Origin of the sequence: Roseococcus suduntuyensis (genome assembly GCF_014196305.1) — a bacterium.
GTDB lineage: Bacteria > Pseudomonadota > Alphaproteobacteria > Acetobacterales > Acetobacteraceae > Roseococcus > Roseococcus suduntuyensis.
This window is the reverse complement of sequence record NZ_JACIDJ010000001.1, coordinates 771,606-792,193: the sequence shown is the minus strand read 5'-3', so window position 1 is coordinate 792,193 and position 20,588 is coordinate 771,606. Positions and strand designations below refer to the sequence as shown.

Genomic DNA, 20,588 nt, shown 5'->3' with positions numbered 1-20,588 from the left:
GATCGCGCTCTACTCTTCCACCGCCCGGCCCGCCCGGTGGCGCCGCATGAGCCAGATGCCCAGCACCACGCTCAGCAGCAGCAGCACGGCGGACAGCCCCATCTGCCAGGCACCATCCACCCGGATGCCCTTGCCCAGCAGGGCGAAGACCACGGTCTGCGGCAAATAGCCCAGGGCCGAGGCCGCCAGGAAGGGCGCCACCGCCACCCCCGTCAGCCCGGCCAGCGCGTTCATGGCCAGGTTGCTGCCCGCCGGGAACAGCCGCAGGGCGAGCGTGGTGCCGAAGGGGTTGTCGCGCAGCACCTCCACCAGCGGGCGCAGACGCGGGCCGAAGCGGCCGGACAGGCGGCGCTCGGCCCAACCCCGCCCCACCGCGCGCGCCCAGCCATAGGCCAGCAGGCAGCCCAGCAACTGCGCCGCCAGCGCCAGCGCCGTCCCCAGCACGGCCCCGAAGGCATAGCCCCCCAGGAAGGCCACGCCCTGGCGCGGCAGGCCCACCGCGGTCAGCGCGGCCCCCACCAGCACGAAGACGAGATCGCCCGAAAGCCCCTGGCCGCGCAGGTTCCGATCCGCCCAGTCGGTGCCGGGCAGCGCACCCCATTCGCGCAACAGCACGCCGGCCAGGGCGAGGCCCCCCACCAGCAGCGCGAGGCGCAGCCAGCCCGCGCGGGTCATGGAAGCCTGGAGGCGAACATGCGGGGGCGGTTACCAGCCGCCCCGCCGCCTCACAACCCCGCGGCCCGACCCTGTGGCCCCAAGGCGGGGCCCCAAGGCGGGGCCCCACGGCGGGCCCCAACGGTGGGGCACGGGTTCGCCAATACGGCGGGACGCCCTATATCGCGCCCATGCCCTTCGACACGCCTCCCGCCGCCGCCCAATCCCGCCTGCGCCCCCGCACCGTGGCCTATTGGCTGCTGTCCGTGGCCGGGCTGGTCTGGATCATGGTGGCCATCGGGGGTGCCACGCGGCTGACGGGCTCGGGCCTGTCCATCATGGAATGGGCGCCACTGTCGGGCACCCTGCCGCCGCTGAGCGAGGCCGAATGGCAGCGCCTCTACGACCTCTACCGCACCGTGCCGCAATACGCGCTGCTGAACGCGGGCTTCGGCATGGAGGGGTTCAAGCAGATCTTCTGGCTGGAATGGCTGCACCGCTTCTGGGGGCGGCTGATCGGGCTGGCCTATCTGCTGCCCTTCCTGTGGCTGTGGTGGCGCGGCGCCATCCCGCGCGCGTTGATGCCCCGGCTTTGGCTGCTGTTCGCGCTGGGCGGGCTGCAGGGGGCCATCGGCTGGTTCATGGTGGCCTCGGGCTTCCAGGCGGACCGCACGGCCGTCTCGCCCTATCGGCTGGTGCTGCACCTCTCCATGGCCTTCGTGCTGTTCGGGCTGCTGGTCTGGACCGCGCTCGGCCTGCTGCGCCCGGCGCCGGCGGCGCTGCCCCCAGCCGAAGAGGCCCGGCGCGGGAAGGTGCGGCGGCAGGTGCAATGGGCCTTCTGGCTCGCGGCCGCCACCATGCTGGCCGGCGGCTTCGTGGCGGGCACGCGGGCGGGCTTCACCTATAATACCTTCCCTCTCATGGATGGCGCCCTCATCCCCGTCGGCTACCTCGATCTTTCTCCCTCCTGGCTCAACCTGACCGAGAATCTCGCGGCGGTGCAATTCAACCACAGGCTGCTGGCCACGCTCACGGGACTGGCGGCGGCGGGGCTTGCCGTGGCAGCCTTGCGACATCTGCCATCCGGTTTCGCGCGCAGCGCGGCGCTGGTGATGGCTGCTTCGGTGGTGGCTCAATACGCGCTGGGAGTCCTGACCTTGGTCCATGTGGTTCCCGTCTCGCTCGGCACGCTGCACCAGACGGTGGCGGTGGGCGTGCTCGCGGCGGGGCTCTGCGCCTGGCACGGCCTGCGGGCCCCACCCCGATGAACGCCGAGGCCCCGCGCGACCCCCGCCCGGCCATCCTGGCCGCCCTGCCGGTCGCGCTGCTGGCCTTCGACTCCGAGGACCGCGTGATCCTCGCCAACCCCGCCCTGCACGGGCTGGTGGACACCGGCCCCGAGGTGCTGCGCCCCGGCCTGACCCGCGCCGAGGTGCTGCAGATCCTGGCCTTCGCAGGCCTGTTCGGCACCGGCAACCCAACGGAGCTTGCCGCCCGGATGCTCGACGCCCCGGCGGGGCGCGGGGCCCGGCTGCGCACCGCCGGGGGGCGGCGGGTGGAATGGGTGCAGGTGCCGCTCACGCACGGCGGCTGCATCATCGCCCTGCCCGAGACGACCGAATTGGCCCAGGCGCTCGACAGCGCCCAGCAAGAGCTGCGCGACCTCAATGCCGTGCTCCAGCGCCTGTCCAGCGGTGTCGCGGTCTATGGCGACGACCAGCGGCTGCGCTTCACCAACACCGCCTTCCCTGCCTTGGTCGGGCTGCAGCCCAGCGAGGCCCTGCCCGGCGCGCATTTCCTCGAACTGAACGAGGCCCAGGCCCGCCGCGGCGAGCACCCGCCCAACTGGCAGGAAACGCTGCGGGAGCGGATGAAGGATCCCGGCTGGCGCAATTCCCCGGCCTGGGAGCGGCGGCGGCCCAATGGCCAGACCATCCGTTTCCGCAACCAGCTGCTCCCTGATGGCGGCTGGCTGTCGGAAGTGACCGACATCACGAAGGAACGCGAGGCGGCCGAGGAAGCGCAGCGGCGCATCGCCCTGCAGGATGCGCTGCTGGAGGCGCTGCCCGTGGGAGTGGCGGTCTATGGGCCTGACCGCGTGCTGCGCTACATCAACCCCGCCTACCATGAGATCTTCGCGTCCATGCCGGCCCGCGTGGGTGAGCATCTGCGCGACATCCTGACGCGCCGCGCCCTGGCGGGCGAATTCGGCGCCGGCGACGCGGAACAACAGGTCACGATGCGCCTGGACCGCTTGAACAAGCCGTTCAGCTTCGAGCGCTACCGGAACGGCCGCACCACGGTCCATCGCAGCGTGCCCCTGCCGGATGGCGGCCATGCCATGGTGGTGGCCGACGTGTCGGAGCTGAATGCCGCCCAGGCCGAGATCCTGGCGCGCGAACAGCTGCTGACCACCACGCTGGAAGCCACGCGCCACGGCATCGTGATGTTCGACGACCAGTCGCGCGTGATTCTGGCGAACCGGCTGGCGGCGCATTTCTGCGGGCTGTCTCCGGAGAATTTCGCGCGCGGCACCCATGTCTCGGAACTGCGGCGCCGCCAATACGAGAAGAGCGGCGAGCACCAGCCGCGCGACCCGCAACTGGCCAAGCAGCAGACCTCGCTGGAGGAATGGCTGAACGCGCCCCTCTTCGGCCCGCACCAGTACCGGCGGGCCGGTGAGAATGGCACGGTGGTCGAGGTCATCACCGACACATTGCCGGGCGGCGGCTTCGTCCGCAGCTACAGCGATGTCACCGCGCTGGCCCGCGCCGAGGCCGAGGCCACGTCACGCGCCGCCATGCTCCAGACCGTGCTGGACAGCATGCGCCACGGCGTCATCCTCTACGACCAGAAGGGCTACGTCCGCGTGGCCAACACGCTGGGCGGCACCTTGGCCGGGCTGCCGGTCGAGGCGTTGAAGCCCGGCGTGCATTTCGACACGCTGCGCGACATCCAGGCCGAGCGCGGGGAGCACGGTCCGCATGTCAGCCCTGAGGAATATCGCCGGCGCCGCACGCCGGAGCCCTGGAAGGGCGACAGCACCTACACGCGCCAGCGGCCCGACGGCACCGTGGTCGAGGTCCGCACCGATGTGACGCCAGGCGGCGGCTGTGTCCGCACCTTCACCGACATCACCGCACTGACGGAGGCCCAGGCCGAGGTCTCGCAGCGCAACGTGATGATGCAGGTGATGCTGGAGAACATGCGCCACGGCATCGCGATGTTCGACGCGGAACACCGGCTGCTGGTGGCCAATACGCTCTGCGCCCGGCTGAACGGCGTCGAGGGACTGCTGCATCCGGGCATGACGCGCACCGAGATGGCGCGGCTGCAGGCCGCGCAGGGCGAATTCGGCCCGCCCGAGCAGGCGGAGGAGGCGCTGCGCCAACTGGACGCGCGGGACTTCGACGCCCCCCAGGCCTGGCAGCGCCACCGGCCGGACGGAACCGTGGTCGAGATCCGCACGAATCCGGTGCCCGGCGGGGGCTTCGTGCTCACGCTGACCGACGTGACCGAGCGCGTGCGGGCCCAGGAGGAATCCCAGGCGCGGGCCAGCGTGCTGACCGCCACGCTCAATGCCTCGCGCCACAGCATCACCCTCTTCGACGCCGATGGCCGGGTGGTGGCCTGCAACGACATGGCGGCGGAAAGGTCGGGTTTCCCGAATGCCCAGGCACCGGTGGGCATGACGCATGCGGAGGTGATCGCGCAGGCGCGGCGCGCCCAGGGCGGCCCGCCCGACCTGCCGCCGACCCTCGCATTTGACGTCATCGACCGCTCGAAGCCCATGCGCTACCAGCGCCGCGGCTCGGACGGGCGGGTGCTGGACGTGGCCTCGGACCCGGTGCCGGGCGGCGGTTATGTCGTGACCATCGCCGACGTGACCGAGCTGTTCGAGGCGCGCGAGGAGGCGCAACGCAGGGCCGGCGTGCTGGCGGCGGCGCTGAATGCCACCCGGCACACCATCACCCTCTACGATGCCGAGCACCGCGCCGTGGCCGCCAACCGCATCGCGGCCGAGTTGGCCGGCTATGCCGATGAGCGCGATCTGATCGGCCTGACCATCACCGAAATCCTGCAGCACCAGGCCGAGAACCATTTTCCCGGTGATCTCGCGGCACAAGCCGCCTTCATGTCGCAGTATGCCGGGCTCGATCGCACGAAATCCCTGCGCTACCAGCGCCGCCACCCCGATGGCCGGGTGCTGGATGTGCAGTCCGAGCCCACGCATGATGGCGGCTTCGCGGTGTCGGTGGCCGATGTGACGGCGCTGGTGCAGGCCCAGGAGGAGGCGCAGCGGCGCGCGGGCGTGCTCCAGGCCATGCTGGACAACAACCGCCATGGCATCGTGCTCTACGATGCCGACCACCGGCTGGTGGCCGCCAACGCCCTCGCCGGGGAGCTGATGGGTGTCCCCGACCTCTTGCAGAAGCCGGGCATCTCCCAGGCCGAAGTCCTGGCCGCGCAACGCGCGCGCGGCATGTATGCCGATGACGAAGACGGCGGCCGGACCGAGCGTGGCTTCCTCGAGCTGGATCGCAGCAAGCCGCAACGCATGCAGCGCACCCTGCCCGACGGGCGGCGCTTCGACATCGCCTCCGACCCCACACCCGATGGCGGCTTCGTCATCTCCATCGCCGACGTGACGGCCCTGGCGCGCGCGGAAGAGGAGGCCGAGCACCGCGCCGGCATCATGCAGACCATGCTGGACAACATCAGCCTGGGCATCCTGCTCTATGACAAGGAGCGCCGCCTGGTCGCGCTGAACGACCTGGCCACCGAGGCGCTCGGCCTGCCCGACCTGACCAATCTGCGCGGCCGGACCATGGAGGAGATCCTGCAGCGACAGTTCGAGGCCGGCAATTTCGGCACGGGTGCCGTGGCCGAGGCGCTGCTGCGCCACCTGATCGAGCAGGATCGCAGCGTGCCGCAGTTCCATCAGCGCGTGACGGCCGATGGGCGGGTGCTGAACAACGCCTCCCACCCCACCCCCGATGGGGGCTATGTCGTGTCCATCACAGATGTCACGGCGCTGGCCGAGGCCCAGGCGGAGGCCGACCGGCGCGCCACCATCCTGGGCGTGATGCTGGACAACATCCGCCATGGCATCGTGCTGTTCGACGCCGATGGGCTGCTGGTGGCGGCCAACCCGATGGTGTCGCGCATGCTGGACCTGCCGCCCGGCCTGCTGGCGCCCGGCATGACCGTGCACGGCCTGGTGCAGACGCTGCACGCCCGCGGCGAGTATGGCAAGGGCGAGGATGCCGAGCGCATCGCCGCGGACATCGCCATCCATCCGCGCGAGGCGTCGAGGCGCCAGATCCGGCGGCGGCCCGATGGCACCATCCTGGAAATCGTCTCGGACCCCACGCCCGATGGCGGCTTCGTGCTGACCTACACCGACGTCACGGACGACCGGCGCATCCGCGACGAGCTGGAACGCGCCCGCACCGCGGCCGAGGCGGCGAGCCTCGCGAAGTCGCGCTTCCTGGCCACCATGAGCCATGAGCTTCGCACGCCGCTCAACGCCGTCATCGGCTTCTCCGAGGTGCTGAGCGGGGATGCCCCGCGCGAGCAGACGCAGGAATTCGCCCGCGCCATCCAGGAGGCCGGGCGCCACCTGCTGACGTTGATCGACGACATCCTGGACGTGACCCGCGCCGAATCCGGCCACCTGCCCGTGACGCTGGAAACCATCCCCCTGCCGCCGCTGCTGGAAGGGGTGGAGCGCATGATGCGGCCGACGGCCGAAGCCGGGCGGCTGACGCTCCAGCTCGTGCCGATGGGCCCGCTGCCGCGGCTTCGCGCGGATGAGCAGCGGCTGCGCCAGGTGCTGCTGAACCTCGTCACCAATGCGGTGAAGTTCACGCCGGCGGGCGGCCGCATCACGCTGACGGCGCGCATCTGCGACAAGGGCCTGGAGATCGAGGTGCGCGACACCGGCATCGGCATCGCGGCCGATGACCTCTCGCGCGTCTTCGAACCCTTCACCCAGATCGACAGCCAGCTGGCCCGCCGCTACCCGGGCGCCGGGCTTGGCCTCTACCTCTGCCGCGTGCTGACGGAAGCGCAAGGCGGTACCCTTACCCTCGACAGCGCCGAAGGCGAGGGAACGCGCGCGCTGCTGCGCTTCCCGCACGCCTCCCTCCTTCCCTGAACGGAGCCCCCATGCCCCTCGACAGCCCGCTCTCCATCACCGACCGCCTGTTCCACACCGAGCTGGACCCTGCCGCCGCGCTGGCCCGCCTGCAGCAGGCGACGCTGGGCTGCGAGGATGGCGAGCTGTTCCTCGAATACCGCGAGAGCGAGGCCATCAGCCTGGAGGATGGCCGCATCCGTTCGGCCAGCTACGACACCTCGCGCGGGTTCGGGCTGCGCGCCGTGCAGGGCGAGGCGGCGGGCTATGCCCATTCGGGCGAAATCACCGACGCCGCCCTGGCCCGCGCGGCCGAGACGGTGAAGGCGGTGCGGCAGGGGCGTTCGGGCGTGCTGGACCTGGCGCCGCGTGCCACCAACACGCGCCTCTACGAACCCGCCAACCCGCTGACGGCCATGGGCTTCGCGGAGAAGACCGCGCTGCTGCTGGAACTCGACGCCCATGCCCGCGCGCTGGACAGCCGGGTGGTGCAGGTGATGGCGTCGCTGACCGGCGAATGGCAGGCGGTGCAGATCCTGCGCCCCGATGGCGAGCGCGTGGCCGATATCCGCCCCCTGGTGCGCTTCGGCGTCAGCGTGGTGGTGGAGCAGGATGGCCGGCGCGAGACGGGCAGCTTCGGCACCGGCGGCCGCTTCGCCTATGCACGCGTGCTGGAAAACGGCGGCTGGCAGCGCGGCGTGGCGGAAGCCTTGCGCCAGGCGCTGGTGAACCTCGAAAGCCAGCCCGCCCCGGCCGGCGAGACCGAGGTGGTGCTGGGCCCCGGCTGGCCCGGCATCCTGCTGCACGAGGCCATCGGCCACGGGCTGGAGGGCGACTTCAACCGCAAGAAGACCAGCGCTTTCGCGGGCCTGGTCGGCACGCGCATCGCGGCCCCGGGGGTGACGGTGGTGGATGACGGCACCCTCCCCGACCGGCGCGGCAGCCTGACGGTGGACGATGAGGGCACGCCCTCGGGCCGCATGGTCATGATCGAGGATGGCTATCTGCGCGGCTTCATCCAGGACCGGCAGAACGCCCGCCTGATGGGTGTCGCCCCCACCGGCAATGGCCGCCGGCAATCCTATGCGCACAGCCCCATGCCGCGCATGACCAACACGCTGATGATGAATGGGAACCACGCCCCGGAGGAGATCATCCGCAGCGTGAAGCGCGGCATCTACGCCGTGAATTTCGGCGGCGGGCAGGTGGACATCACCAGCGGCAAGTTCGTGTTTTCCATGAGCGAGGCCTACCGCATCGAGGACGGGAAGATCGGCGCGCCGGTGAAGGGCGCGACCCTCATCGGCAACGGGCCGGATGCGCTGACCAAGATCGGCATGATCGGCAACGACACGGGCATGGACCCCGGCATCGGCACCTGCGGCAAGCAGGGCCAGGGCGTGCCGGTGGGCGTGGGCCAGCCCACGCTGAAGATGATGGGGCTGACGGTGGGCGGCACGTCGCTCTGAACTTCACCCCGGGCCGGGCAGCCACACCCGGAAGGTGGCGCCCGCACCGGGCGGGCTTTCAATGACCAGCGTGCCGCGGTGCCGGTTCAAAATGTGCTTCACGATGGCGAGGCCGAGGCCGGTATTCCCGGCCGCGCGCGCACGGCCTGAATCCACGCGGTAGAAGCGCTCGGTCAGGCGGGGAATGTGCTCGGGCGGGATGCCCGGCCCGTCGTCGCGCACCTGGAAGGCCACGCCGGAGCGGCCGGCATGGCGGGCGGGGGCGGCCTGCATCACCACCTCCTCCTTCGCGTGACGCAGCGCGTTGTCCAGCAGGTTGCGCGCCACCTGGGCAATCTGGTCGGCATCGGCGGGGTCGGCGGGAAGCGCGCCCTCGGGCAGGTCGAGACGCAGGCGCACCTTGCGCGCGGCGAAGAGGGGTTCCACCGCCGCCGCCTCGGCGCGCAGCACGGCCAGCACGTCGGCGCGGCCCTGCGGGGGCAGATGCTCCGTGGCCTCGACGCGGGAGAGGCCCAGAAGGTCATCCACCAGGCGGCGCATGCGGTCCGCCTGGTCCGCCATGATGCCCAGGAAGCGCTGCTGCGCCGGCGGGTCGTCGGCGGCGGGGCCGCGCAGGGTTTCGATGAAGCCCATCAGGCTGGCCAGCGGCGTGCGGAGTTCGTGGCTGGCATTGGCCACGAAATCCACGCGCATGCGCTCCACCGTGCGGGCGGCTGTGCGGTCGGTCAGCACCACCACCAACCGCCCGCCATCGGCCAAGGGCGGGTTCATCGGGATCACCTGGGCCGAAAGCTCCCGCGTGGCCTGGCCGGGCAGGGTCAGGTCCACGGATTGCGGGCGCGCCTCGGTGAGCGCGCGATCCACCGCGCCGGCCAGCAGCGGGTGGCGCAGCAGGGCCAGCACATCGCCCTGGCGGGTTTCGCCCTCCGCGCCCGCAATGCCGAAGAGGCGGCGTGCGGCCTGGTTGGCGCGCAGGGGCGCGCGGTCGGGGCCCAGCACCAGCAGCGGGTCGGGCAGGGCCTCCACGATGGCTTCGTCGGCGGCGCGCAGCTGGCCGACCAGGGCGGCGCGGACCTCCAGCGAACGCACCAGCCGCGCCAGTCCTTCCTCGATCTCGACCAGGGCCGGCAAGGGCGGCAGGGGGGGCATCTCGTGGCGAAGCGGGCCTTCCTCCTCCGCCGCCCGCCGCAGCGCGGCCGCGAGCCGCGTCACGGCCGAAATCCACAGCCAGGCCACCGCGAAGGCCGCCCCGAGGCAGATCAGCAGCGCCAGAAGGCCCGGCGCGGGTGCCACCGCCCCGGTCACCATCAGGACGAGCAGCACCAGCACCGGCGCCGCCCCGGTCAGCAGCGTCGCCGCCAGGAGGCGGGCGGGCGTCAGCTTCCGGCGCCGCCCGGCACGGGCGCGGGGGAGACCAGGCGCGGCGTCCCGCCCGGCTGCAGCGCGAAGACCGCGAGCCCACGGCGCGTCACCCCCCCGGCATCGAGCTGGATGGGCCCATCCGCACCCAGGAAGGCGCTGCCGACGGGCGGCGCGCCCTCCCGCGCCGTGCGGGCCGCCAGCGCCACCGCGTCATAGGCGGGGCCGGCGAGGCGCGAGGCGCGGGCCTCGAAGGCGGCCTCGAACTGCTGGTCGAAGCGGTTGCGGCCCGAGGGGTCCGACCCGGGGAAGAGCGCCCCGGCCAGGGCGGGTTCATCGCCCAGATTGGGCTCGGCCGCCCAGAGGATGGTGCCCAGGATCAGGGGGCGGCTGCCGCCCTCGGCCAGGGCTTGCGCGGCGGTGCGGGCACCGGCGCCGGCGAAGGCCACCAGCACCGCTTGCACATCCGCCGCGCGCAGCGCCTCTGCCTGGGCCGCGAATTCCGAGCTGCGCTGGGGCACCAGCTGGATGACGGGCGCGGGCCAGCCGGCCTGGCGCGCGGCCTCCCGCATGGCGGTGGCGAGGCGCTGGCCGAAGGCGTCATTGGGCGCCAACAGGCCGAAGCGCTGGGCGCCCTGCTCGTTGGCGGCGCTCATCACGCGGCGGACCTGCTGGGTGGGCGTGATGCCCAGCACCCAGACCTGCCCGCCGGCCTGGGCCTCGTCCGAGGTGAAGGCGAAGACGGGCACGCGCGCGGCACGCGCCACGGCCGCCGTCTCGCCCAGCGTCAGCGGGCCGGCGATGGCCAGCGCGCCCTGGCTCTCGACGTCGCGCGCCGCCTCGGCCGCGCCGGAAGCGGTGCTGCGGGTGTCGCGCGGGAGAATCTCGATGCGCCGGTCGCCCTGGTCGAACAGCGCCAGCTGCCCGGCGTTCAGCATGGCCTGGCCCAGGGCCGCATTGCCGCCGGTCAGCGGCAACAAAAGGCCGACGCGGCGCACCGGCTCGGGCGCCGCCTGGGGCATGGCGTAGGGGGTGGCGGGGGCCGCGAAAGGCCCGGGACCGGACATCTGGGCTTGCGGGGCGCAGCCGATCAGCGGAAGGAAGAGGGCCGCGAGGGCCGCCTGCCATGGAATACGAAACCTCATTGAACTCCCCCCCTTCCGGTGGATTGACACTCGTCGCCACCCCGATCGGCAACCTGGATGATTTCCCACCCCGCGCGCGGGCGGCCCTGGAACAGGCGGCCGCCGTCTTGTGCGAGGATACCAGGGTAACGTCCAGGCTGCTGGCCCGGCATAGCATTTCCGCGACAATGATCGCGCTGCACGACCACAATGAGGCCGAGATGGCCCCCCGCCTGGTCGCGCGGATGCAGGCGGGCGAGGCGCTGGCGCTGGTGAGCGATGCCGGCACGCCGCTGGTCAGCGACCCCGGCTACAGGCTCGCGCGGGCCGCCATCGCGGCGGGCGTGCCGGTCACGGCCATCCCGGGGCCGAATGCGGCGCTGATGGCGCTGACGCTCTCCGGCCTGCCGCCGCATCCCTTCCTGTTCCACGGTTTCCTGCCCCCCAAGGCGGCCGCCCGCGCGGCCGAGATCGCGCGGATGGCGGCGCTGGAGGCGGCAGGGCTGTCCGCCACGCTCATCTTCTACGAGGCGCCACACCGTGCGGCCGAGGCCCTGGCGGCTTTGGCCGAGGGGCTGGGCGCCGACCGCCCGGCCGCGCTGGCCCGCGAACTCACCAAGCGCTTCGAGGAGGTTCGGCGCGGCACGCTGGGCGAACTCGCCGCCCACTACGCCACCCATGAGGCGCGGGGCGAGGTGGTGCTCTGCGTCGGCCCAGCCCCCCCGCCGGCCGAGACGGCCGCCGAAACGCTGGATGCCACGCTGCGCGATGCCATGGCACGGATGTCGGTGCGCGACGCCGCCGCCGCGGTGGCCGCCGCCACTGGTCTGCCCCGCAAGCGCGTCTATGCCCGCGCGCTGGAGCTGTCGTCGGAGGCGGGCGGCTCGACGGCGTAGCGCGCCGGAACGGGCTGCACCACGCGCCGGCCCAGCGAGACGGCACCGGCGGGCAATGCCGCGAACATGTCCTTCTCGGCTTCGACCAGGGAGACACCCGCCAGGCGCCGCGCCGCGACGCGGCCCACGCTCTCCCACAGCCGCGCGCCGCGCAGCGCGAAGCGCCAGGGGAAGGGCGGGACGAAGAGGGCTTCCTCGCGGCGCAGCACGTGGAACATGCGGGACTCCAGAAGCCGGCTGAGCTGCCCGCGCGAATAGGGGCGGCCCTGGCCGAAGGGCGTGTGGTCGAACAACGCCCAGGGGCCCAGCCGGTTGGGGGCCACCACCAGAAGGCGCCCATCATCCCGCAACACCCGCCAGCACTCGCGCAGCAGCGGGCGCACATGCTCGCTCGCTTCCAGCCCATGGATCAGCAGGATGCGGTCCAGGCTGCGGTCGGGCAGGGGCAGGTCATGGTCGTCGGTCAGGGCCGTGCCATGCACCGGGGTGAAGCAGGCGGGCACCAGGCTGATGCGCCGGCCGCGCTGCCCGGCCCAGATTCCCATATAGGGCGCCGCCCAGCCCAGCCCCAGCACGTCCAGCCCCGTGCAGTCTGGCCAGAGGGCGGAAAGCCGCATGCGGATCAGCCGTATCGCCACCTGGCCCGGGGGGCTGGCGTAGAATTCGGGCAGACCATGGACCTCGCCACTCATGCAGGGGATATAGGGCGGCCACACCGCCAGAGGGAGGCCGCCATGGCTTTGACCGTGAAGCCCATCGCCATTCTCGACGACAACTACGCCTGGTTCCTGCGTGACGAGGCCACCGGCATGACCGCCGTGGCCGATGCCGCCGAGGCCGCGCCCGTCATCGCCTTCGTGGAAAAGGAGGGCGGGCGGCTGGATTGGCTGCTGATCACCCACCACCACGGCGACCATGTGGCCGGCATTCCGGAGGTGCAGGCGCGCTTCGGCGCGAAGGTGGCGGGCGCGGCCGCCGACGCGCACCGGCTGCCGAAGCTGGATGTGGCGCTGAAGCCGGGCGACAGCTTCGCCCTGGGCGAGGCGAAAGCACATATCCTGGACAGCCCCGGCCACACGCTGGGCGCCATCGCCTGGCATTTCCCGGACGGGCCGGCCGTGCTGTCGGGCGACACGATGTTCGCCGCCGGCTGCGGCCGCCTGCTGGAGGGCACGCCGGCCGACATGCATAGCGCGTTGCAGGCGCTGGGCGCCCTGCCGGGCGAGACGCTGGTCTGCTGCGGGCATGAATACACCCTGTCCAACATCAAGTTCGCGCTGAGCGTGGAGCCGAACAACAAGGCCCTGCAGGACTTCGCCGCGAAGGCGAAGGCGCTGCGCGAGGCGGGCCAGCCCACCGTGCCCACCACCATCGCCCAGGAACACGCCTTCAACCCGTTCCTGCGCGCGGGTGACGTGGCGGAGCTTGCGGCCCGGCGCGCGGCGAAGGACAATTTCCGGTGAAGCAACAGGAAACGTCTTCATGAAATTGCACTTTTCGGGCACCAGCCCCTATGTCCGCAAATGCGTCGCGGTGGCGAAGCACCATGGCCTGAGCATGGAGCACGTCCCCGCCAACCCGGCGCAGAACCCGGCCTCGCTGCTGGCGGACAACCCGCTGTGCAAGGTGCCCTCCTTCGTCACCGATGACGGGCTGGCCCTGAACGACAGTCCCGTGATCTGCGAGTATCTCGACCACATCGGCACGGGCGCCAAGCTGTTCCCCGCGCCCGGCCCCGCGCGCTGGCAGGCGCTGGCCATCGCCGTGCTGGCCGATGGCATCCTGGACGCCGCCGTGCCGCGCCGCGGCGCCTCCATGCTGCCGCAGGATGAGGGCCGCCAGGCCGCCGATGCGCGCTTCAAGGCCGCCATGACGCGGGCGGTGGACGCGCTGGAGGGCATGGACCTTTCGGGGCCGCTCGACATCGGCAAGGTCGGCGTGGTGTGCGCGCTGGGCTATCTGGATTTCCGCTACGCGCATGAGCCCTGGCGCCCGGGCCACCCGAAGCTGGAAGCCTGCTACGAGGCGCAGATGCAGAACCCCATCTTCGCCGAGACGAAGCCCGGCTGATGAACCTGGCCGACCCCGCGCTGGACGCCCGCGAGATCGTCACCGCCCTCGGCATGCAGCCGCATCCCGAGGGGGGCTACTACCGCGAGATCTGGCGCGACCGGCCGGAAGATGGCAGCCGCGGCGCCAGCACGGCCATCTACTACCTGCTGGGCCCCGGCGATGTGAGCCATTGGCACCGCGTGGACGCCGACGAGGCCTGGCACTGGTATGGCGGCGGGCCGCTGGTACTGACCATGTCGCCGGATGGGCATGACGCCTCCGCCCACCATCTCGGCCCCGATCTGGGCGCGGGGCAGCTTCCCTTCCTGATGGTGCCGCGCGGGGTGTGGCAGAGCGCCGCCTCGCTCGGGCGCTGGACGCTGGTGGGCTGCACCGTCTCCCCCGCCTTCGACTTCGCGGGCTTCGAGATGGCGCCGCCCGACTGGCGGCCCACGCCGCGCGCACCCTCCGGGCGATGAGCACCTCGCTGGCCTGGGACGAGCGTTACCGCGGCGGCGGCTTCCAGTTCGGGGAGGCGCCGAATGACTATCTGCGCGCGCAGTCCTGGCGCTGGCGGCCGGGCATGTCCGCGCTGTGCCTGGGCGATGGCGAGGGGCGCAATGGCGTCTTCCTGGCGGAGCAAGGCCTCGATGTCACCACCCTGGACTGGTCCGGCGTGGGCGTGGAGAAGGCCCGCGCCCTGGCCGCGCGGCGCGGCGTGCCGCTGGATGCCCGCGTGGGCGATGCCGCAGCCTGGGCATATCCCGAGGCCAGCTTCGACCTCATCGCCTGGATCTACCTGCACCTTCCGCCGGCGGACCGTCACGCGGCGGCCCAGGGCTGCCTGCGCGCGCTGAAGCCGGGCGGGCTGCTGGTGCTGGAATGCTTCTCGCCCGCACAGGAGGGGCGGCGTTCCGGCGGGCCCAAACTGCCGGAACTGCTCTGGAGCCGCGCCATCGCGGAGGCCGAATTCGCCACGCTGCAAACCCTGGAACTGACCGAGGGTGCCGTCCACCTCGACGAGGGCCCCCGCCACCAGGGCCTCGCCGAGGTCGTGCGGGGGGTGTGGCGGCGGTAGCCCCGATGCAGCCCGTCTGCCTCACCTTCGACAATGGCCCCGAACCTACCACCACGCCGCTGGTGCTGGAGGTGCTGGCGCGGCGCGGCATCCAGGCGAGTTTCTTCCCCATCGGCACCAAGCTGCATGACCCGGCGCGCCGGGCGCTGGCGGAACGCGCCCTGGCCGAGGGGCATCGCATCGGCAACCACACCCTGCACCATGGCGTGCCGCTGGGCCGGCGCCCGGCCGCCGAGGCGGTGGCGGAGATCACGGGCGCCGAAGCGCTGCTGCATGGGCTGAACGCCCACCGCCTGTTTCGCCCCAATGGCGGCGGGGGGCAGGTCGGCCCGCATCTGCTCAACCGCGCGGCCCTGAACCACCTGACGACCGAGGCCTATTCCGTGGTTCTGTGGAACGCCGTTCCGCGCGACTGGGATGATGCCGAGGGCTGGCCCGACCGCGCCCTGGCCGCCGCGCGCCAAGCCCAGGCCCCCGTACTGATGGTGCTGCACGACCTGTTGCCCGACGCCATGGCGCATCTCGACCGGGTGCTGGGCACCCTGACGGACGAAGGCGCCCGCTTCACCCCGGACTTCCCTGCCGCCTGCCTACCCCTGGTGGCCGGCCGGCCCGCGCCGGGCTACGAACTCACAAAAATCTGCCAGGAGGAAAACGCCACATGAACATCACCACCCGCCGCGCACTGCTGGGCGCGGGGCTCGCCGCCCCCGCCGTCATCGCGTCACCCGCCCGCGCGCAGGGCGCCTGGCCGCAGCGTCCCATTCGCCTCATCGTGCCCTTCGCGGCCGGCACCAGCACGGATATCGTGGGCCGGCTGATCGGCCAGCACCTCTCGCGCGGGCTGGACGGGCATGTGGTCGTGGTCGAGAACCGCGCCGGCGCGGGCGGCACCATCGGCGCGGCCGCGGTGGCGCAGGCCGCGCCCGACGGGCACACGCTGCTGCTGGGCGTGATCGGCACGCATGCGGTGAACCCGCACCTGATGCGGGGCCTGACCTATGACCCGGCGCGCGACTTCACGCCCATCCTGGCGCATTCCAAGACCAAGATCCTGCTGGTGGTGCCGCCTTCGCTCGGCGTGCGGAACCTCGCGGATTTCCTGGCGCTGGCGCGGCAGCGCACGATGAACATCGGCTCGGCGGGCACGGGCACCACGGGGCATCTCAACCAGGCGCTGCTGGCCAACCTCAGCGGCATCCCGATGAACCACGTGCCCTATCGCGATGGCGGCCAGGCGGTGACGGACCTCGTCTCCGGGCGGCTGGATGGCATGTTCTACCACACGCAATTCGTGCGCTCCCATGTGGAGCAGGGCACGATGGTGGCACTCGGCATCACGGGCACGGAGCGTTCCAACCTGATGCCGCAGGTGCCGAGCTTCGCGGAGGGCGGCTTCCCGGGCATCGCCGCCGAGGGCTGGTGGGCCATGTTCGGCCCGGCCCGGATGCCGGAGCCCATCGTCACGCGCGTGAACCGCATCCTGAACGAGGCGCTGCGCGAGCCGGCGACGCTGGCCGTGCTGAACAACAGCGGTGTCGAGCCCATCGGCGGCACGCCGGAGGAGCTCAGCCGCTTCCAGCAGGAGGAATTCCAGCGCTGGGGCGACGTGATCCGGCGGGCGGATATCCGCGTCGACTCGTAAGCGCGGCTGGCGTCCGGCCGGGCTTATCGCGGCGCACCCTCCAACCATGCCCTGCCCGCCGCCTCGGCTGGCAACGGCGTGGCGGGGGCGGCCATGAAGGCGAGGAGGTCGCGCGCCACCTCCTCGCGCACCGCGTCGCGCAGCAGCAGGTGCCAGCCCTCGGGGTAGAAGACCACGCGGGGCACGGCGGCGTCGCGCAGGGCGCGGCGGGCGGAGGCGGTGGGGATCACGCGGTCCTTGCCGCCCATCAGGAACAGGGTGGGCGTGGCGCGGCAGCAGCCGGGAAGGGCGGCCACCGCGTCGTCCATGAGGGCGACCAACCCCTCCAGCATGTCCAGCCGAATATGGCTCAGCGTCAGCGGGTCATTGGCGAAGCGGCGCAGCGCGGCCGCGTTGTCGCTGGCGGCGATGCCCCCGGCCACGGCGGGCGAGGCGAGCGGACCCAGCAGCGCCGCCCCCACCGCCAGCGGCGGTCGCAGGAACCAGGGGAAGTAGTCGCCGCCCCAGATGGCGGGCGAGGAGAGGATCAGGCCCGAAATCCCCTCGGGCTGGGCCAGCAGCGCCACCGCCCCGCCCAGGCTTTCGCCCAGCAGGAAGAAGGGCAGGCCCGGATGGCGTTCGCGCAGCAGGGCGACGGCGGCGCGGGCATCGGCCACCATCCGGTCCCGCCCCGCCCAGAGGCCCCGCGTGGCGGTCCAGCCGAAGCCGCGCTGGTCATAGGCGTAGACCAGCGCACCCCCGGCCGCGAGTTGCGGACCGCTTTCCAGCAGGAAGTTGCCGCCATGGTCGCCCAGCCCGTGCAGCGCCAGCAGCACGAAGCGCGGCGGTCCCTCGGGCCGCCAGGCGCGGAGCGGCAGGCGGGCGCCGTCGTCCATGACGAGGTCCGCCTCCGGGCGCGGGCCAGCGGGTTGGGGCCGGGGCGGCGAGACATCCAGCAGATAGGCCGGGTGCGGCGCCCAGGGCAGCGGCCCGGCCTCGAAGGGCGCGATGGCCGGGCCGGCCACGACTGGCGGCACCCGTTCGGACGGCACGCAGGCGCCGAGCGCCAGGAACAACAGAAGGAGGAGACGACCCATGCCGCAGCCATATGGGGGAGGTTCCGTCTGGTCCATCCTCCGCCGCTTGGGTATGTTAAGGCCAAGCAAACGCCAGGACCCGACTTCGATGCGCGACCCGCAGATCACCGGCTATACCCCCGTCCTGACCGAGGGCGTCACCCCGCAGGAGGTCATCATGGTGGAAACGCGCCAGGTGCGCTGCGATGGCGGCGGCGGCACGCTGGGCCACCCCTCCATCTTCATGCGCATCGAGCACGAGCAGGTGACCTGCCCCTATTGCTCCCGCACCTGGCGCCTGAAGGACGGGGCGGGTGACGACCACGCCCATTGAGGGCGTGGCGGAGGCGTCGCGCCCCGCCTTGCCCGCCGAGGACCGCCACCTGATCCTGGTGGATGGCAGCGGCTACATCTTCCGCGCCTACCACGCCCTGCCACCCATGACGCGCCCGGACGGCACGCCGGTGAACGCGGTGTTCGGCTTCGCGCAGATGCTGGAGAAGTTCCTCAGCCAGCATGTCGCCAGCCACATCGCCGTGGTGTTCGACAGCGCGCGCGAGACTTTCCGCAACGCGATCTACCCCGCCTACAAGGCGCACCGGCCCGAGCCGCCGGAAGAACTCGTTCCCCAGTTCGCCCTGATCCGCGACGCGACCGATGCCTTCGGCGTCTGCCGCGTGGAACTGCCGGGCTTCGAGGCCGATGACCTCATCGCCAGCTACGCCCGCGAATTCGAGGCGGAGGGCGGGCGCGTCACCATCGTCTCCTCCGACAAGGATTTGATGCAGCTGATCCGCGACCGCGTGATCATGCTGGACCCCATCAAGCAGAAGCCCATCCGCGCGCCCGAGGTGATGGAGAAATTCGGCGTGGCGCCCGAGAAGGTGGTCGAGGTCCAGGCGCTGGCCGGCGACGCCACCGACAATGTGCCGGGCGTGCCCGGCATCGGCATCAAGACCGCCGCCCAGCTCATCACCGAGTATGGCGACCTGGAGACGCTGCTGGCCCGCGCCGGCGAGATCAAGCAGCCCAAGCGGCGCGAGGTGCTGCAAACCCATGCCGAGGCCGCGCGCATCTCGCGCAAGCTGGTACAGCTCGACGTCAACGCCCCCCTGCCCTGCCCGGTCGAGGACATGCGCGCCCGCGCGCCCGAGCCCGCGCGCCTGCTGGCCTTCCTGCGCGAGAACAATTTTCGTTCCTTGCTGGCCCGGTTGGGCGAGGGCGATGGCGGGGCGCCGCATCGTCCGCGGCCGGTGGTGGACACCGCCGAGGCCTCGCCGGAAGCCGCGCCCTTCGGCCCCTACACCACCATCACCGATCGCGCGACGCTGGACGCCTGGATCGTCGAGGCACGCGCCGCCGGCGTCGTGGCGCTGGACACCGAGACCACCAGCCTCGATGCGCTGGCGGCCCGGCTGGTGGGCATCTGCCTGGCCACCGCACCTGGGCGCGCGGCCTATATCCCGCTCGGCCACGCGCCCGCCGACATGCTGACCGAGATGCCCGCGCAACTGCCCCAGGCGGAGGCCGTTGAGGCGCTGCGGCCGCTTCTGGCCGATCCGGGCGTGCTCAAGGTGCTGCACAACGCGAAATACGATGTCGAGGTGCTGGCCAACCCGGCCAATGGGGGCCTCACGGTTGCGCCGCTCGACGACACCATGATGATCTCCTACGCGCTGGAGGCCGGGCTGCACGGGCATGGGATGGATGAGCTGTCGCAGCTCCATCTTGGCCACAAGCCCATCTCCTTCGACGAGGTCACGGGCACGGGCCGCGCGCGCATCAGCTTCGCGCAGGTGCCGCTGGACCGCGCCACCGCCTACGCCGCCGAAGATGCCGACGTCACGCTGCGGCTGTGGCACGCGCTGCGCCCACGGCTGCGGGCCGAGAAGGCGCTGGCCCTCTACGAGCAGGTGGAACGCCGGATGATCCCGGTGCTGGCCGCCATGGAGACGGCCGGCATCAAGGTGGATGGCGCGGAACTCGCCCGCATCGGCCAGGATTTCGCCGAGCGCCTGGTGGTTCTGGAGGCCGAGTGCCACCGCCTTGTGGGCCGCCCCTTCAACGTGGGCTCGCCCAAGCAGTTGGGCGAAATCCTGTTTCAGGAAATGGGCCTAAAGGGCGGCAAGAAGGGCAAGACCGGCGCCTATTCCACCGATGCCTCGGTGCTGGAGGAATTGGCCGCGCAGGGCGTCGAACTCGCGCGCACCGTGCTGGACTGGCGGCAGCTGGCCAAGCTGAAATCCACCTATGTGGAGGGGCTGGCGGCGGCACTCGCCGCCGATGGGCGCGTGCACACCGATTTCTCGATGGCCATCACCAGCACGGGGCGGCTGTCCTCCACCGAGCCCAACCTCCAGAACATCCCCATCCGCACCGAGGAGGGTGTCCGCATCCGCCGCGCCTTCGTGGCCGAGCCCGGCCATGTGCTGATGAGCGCGGACTACAGCCAGATCGAGCTGCGCCTGCTGGCGCACCTGGCCGACGTACCGACGCTGCGCGAGGCCTTCGCCAATGGCGAGGACATCCACAGCCGCACCGCCGCGGAAATCTTCCACCTGGAACCCGGCAAGGTGGACAAGGAGGCGCGCCGCCGCGCCAAGACCATCAATTTCGGCATCATCTATGGCATGAGCGCCTTCGGGCTGGGCGCGCGCCTTGGCATCGGCCCGGGCGAGGCGCGCGGCATCATTGACGCCTATTTCGCGCAATACCCCGGCATCCGCGCCGAGATGGAGCGCCTCAAGGACGAGGCGCGCATCCATGGCCATGTGCTGAGCCCCTTCGGGCGGCGGCTCTGGATCGCGGACATCAAGTCCAAGGACCCGGTGCGCCGCGGCGGGGCCGAGCGCCAGGCCATCAACGCCCCCTTCCAGGGCGGGGCCGCCGAGGTCATCAAGCGCGCCATGGTGCGCGTGCCCCAGGCGCTGCGGGATGCGGGCCTCTCCGCCCGCATGCTGCTGCAGGTGCATGACGAGCTGGTGCTGGAGGTGCCCGAGGCCGAGGTGGATGCCACCGCCGCCACCCTCAAATCCGTGATGGAGAGCGTGGCGCAGCTGCGCGTGCCGCTGCTGGTCGAGGTGGGCCACGGCCGGTCCTGGGCGGAGGCGCACTGAG

At 71.9% G+C, this 20,588-nt stretch carries 17 protein-coding genes; 12 read left to right on the top strand and 5 right to left on the bottom strand.

The window, feature by feature from the left end:
* Positions 1-9: 9 nt before the first annotated feature.
* A complete protein-coding gene (locus GGQ83_RS03665; RefSeq protein WP_184382228.1) occupies positions 10-675 on the bottom strand; it encodes a TVP38/TMEM64 family protein in 666 nt (221 codons plus the stop codon).
* A gap of 170 nt (positions 676-845) precedes the next feature.
* Here GGQ83_RS03665 and GGQ83_RS03660 point away from each other — a divergent pair, with 170 nt between their 5' ends.
* The 3 genes from GGQ83_RS03660 to tldD are packed head-to-tail and all read left to right on the top strand — an operon-like array spanning position 846 to position 8,262.
* Positions 846-1,922: a COX15/CtaA family protein gene (locus GGQ83_RS03660; RefSeq protein WP_184382227.1), complete on the top strand. Its 1,077-nt coding sequence runs from the start codon at positions 846-848 to the stop codon at positions 1,920-1,922.
* Complete coding sequence (locus tag GGQ83_RS03655; protein ID WP_184382226.1) at positions 1,919-6,814, top strand: PAS-domain containing protein; 4,896 nt, start codon at positions 1,919-1,921, stop codon at positions 6,812-6,814. The genes GGQ83_RS03660 and GGQ83_RS03655 overlap by 4 nt, the downstream gene beginning before the upstream one ends.
* 11 nt (positions 6,815-6,825) lie before the next feature.
* A complete protein-coding gene (tldD, locus tag GGQ83_RS03650) occupies positions 6,826-8,262 on the top strand; it encodes a metalloprotease TldD (protein ID WP_184382225.1) in 1,437 nt (478 codons plus the stop codon).
* A gap of 3 nt (positions 8,263-8,265) precedes the next feature.
* Here the strand turns inward: tldD and GGQ83_RS03645 are convergent, their stop codons facing one another.
* Together GGQ83_RS03645 and GGQ83_RS03640 are read right to left on the bottom strand one after the other, a co-directional pair.
* On the bottom strand, positions 8,266-9,591 hold the full coding sequence (locus GGQ83_RS03645; protein WP_311727108.1) for an ATP-binding protein: 1,326 nt from the start codon (positions 9,589-9,591) through the stop codon (positions 8,266-8,268).
* Positions 9,592-9,638: 47 nt separating this feature from the next.
* Positions 9,639-10,688: a penicillin-binding protein activator gene (locus tag GGQ83_RS03640; RefSeq protein ID WP_184382224.1), complete on the bottom strand. Its 1,050-nt coding sequence runs from the start codon at positions 10,686-10,688 to the stop codon at positions 9,639-9,641.
* Between the two features lie 59 nt (positions 10,689-10,747).
* Here GGQ83_RS03640 and rsmI point away from each other — a divergent pair, with 59 nt between their 5' ends.
* Positions 10,748-11,641 (top strand): 16S rRNA (cytidine(1402)-2'-O)-methyltransferase, encoded by an 894-nt coding sequence (gene rsmI, locus GGQ83_RS03635; RefSeq protein ID WP_184382223.1) that lies wholly within the window; start codon positions 10,748-10,750, stop codon positions 11,639-11,641.
* Here the strand turns inward: rsmI and GGQ83_RS03630 are convergent.
* Positions 11,590-12,333 carry a methyltransferase domain-containing protein gene (locus GGQ83_RS03630; RefSeq protein ID WP_184382222.1) on the bottom strand — a complete coding sequence of 248 codons (744 nt, stop codon included), beginning with the start codon at positions 12,331-12,333 and terminating at the stop codon, positions 11,590-11,592. The genes rsmI and GGQ83_RS03630 overlap by 52 nt on opposite strands.
* Positions 12,334-12,375: 42 nt before the next feature.
* On the opposite strand from GGQ83_RS03630, the gene gloB reads away from it, so the two are divergent.
* The 6 genes from gloB to GGQ83_RS03600 are packed head-to-tail and all read left to right on the top strand — an operon-like array spanning position 12,376 to position 16,416.
* On the top strand, positions 12,376-13,104 hold the full coding sequence (gene gloB / locus GGQ83_RS03625; RefSeq protein WP_184382221.1) for a hydroxyacylglutathione hydrolase: 729 nt from the start codon (positions 12,376-12,378) through the stop codon (positions 13,102-13,104).
* A 19-nt stretch (positions 13,105-13,123) separates the two neighbouring features.
* Positions 13,124-13,711 (top strand): glutathione S-transferase N-terminal domain-containing protein, encoded by a 588-nt coding sequence (locus GGQ83_RS03620; RefSeq protein WP_184382220.1) that lies wholly within the window; start codon positions 13,124-13,126, stop codon positions 13,709-13,711.
* Positions 13,711-14,172 (top strand): cupin domain-containing protein, encoded by a 462-nt coding sequence (locus GGQ83_RS03615; RefSeq protein WP_184382219.1) that lies wholly within the window; start codon positions 13,711-13,713, stop codon positions 14,170-14,172. Before GGQ83_RS03620 ends, GGQ83_RS03615 begins: the two co-directional genes overlap by 1 nt.
* Complete coding sequence (locus GGQ83_RS03610) at positions 14,169-14,771, top strand: class I SAM-dependent methyltransferase (protein ID WP_184382218.1); 603 nt, start codon at positions 14,169-14,171, stop codon at positions 14,769-14,771. Before GGQ83_RS03615 ends, GGQ83_RS03610 begins: the two co-directional genes overlap by 4 nt.
* A gap of 5 nt (positions 14,772-14,776) precedes the next feature.
* The gene (locus tag GGQ83_RS03605; RefSeq protein WP_184382217.1) at positions 14,777-15,436 is read left to right on the top strand and encodes a polysaccharide deacetylase family protein; all 660 of its coding nucleotides are present in this window, start codon (positions 14,777-14,779) and stop codon (positions 15,434-15,436) included.
* On the top strand, positions 15,433-16,416 hold the full coding sequence (locus GGQ83_RS03600) for a Bug family tripartite tricarboxylate transporter substrate binding protein (RefSeq protein WP_184382216.1): 984 nt from the start codon (positions 15,433-15,435) through the stop codon (positions 16,414-16,416). Before GGQ83_RS03605 ends, GGQ83_RS03600 begins: the two co-directional genes overlap by 4 nt.
* A gap of 23 nt (positions 16,417-16,439) precedes the next feature.
* Here GGQ83_RS03600 and GGQ83_RS03595 read toward each other — a convergent pair whose 3' ends face one another.
* Positions 16,440-17,492, bottom strand: a complete 1,053-nt coding sequence (locus GGQ83_RS03595; protein ID WP_184382215.1) for an alpha/beta fold hydrolase — start codon at positions 17,490-17,492, stop codon at positions 16,440-16,442.
* Between the two features lie 88 nt (positions 17,493-17,580).
* On the opposite strand from GGQ83_RS03595, the gene GGQ83_RS03590 reads away from it, so the two are divergent.
* Together GGQ83_RS03590 and polA are read left to right on the top strand one after the other, a co-directional pair.
* The gene (locus tag GGQ83_RS03590; protein WP_184382214.1) at positions 17,581-17,805 is read left to right on the top strand and encodes a zinc-finger domain-containing protein; all 225 of its coding nucleotides are present in this window, start codon (positions 17,581-17,583) and stop codon (positions 17,803-17,805) included.
* Entirely contained in the window at positions 17,786-20,587 is a 2,802-nt protein-coding gene (polA, locus tag GGQ83_RS03585) for a DNA polymerase I (RefSeq protein ID WP_375781502.1), read from the top strand. The genes GGQ83_RS03590 and polA overlap by 20 nt, the downstream gene beginning before the upstream one ends.
* The last annotated feature ends 1 nt before the right edge of the window (position 20,588 follow it).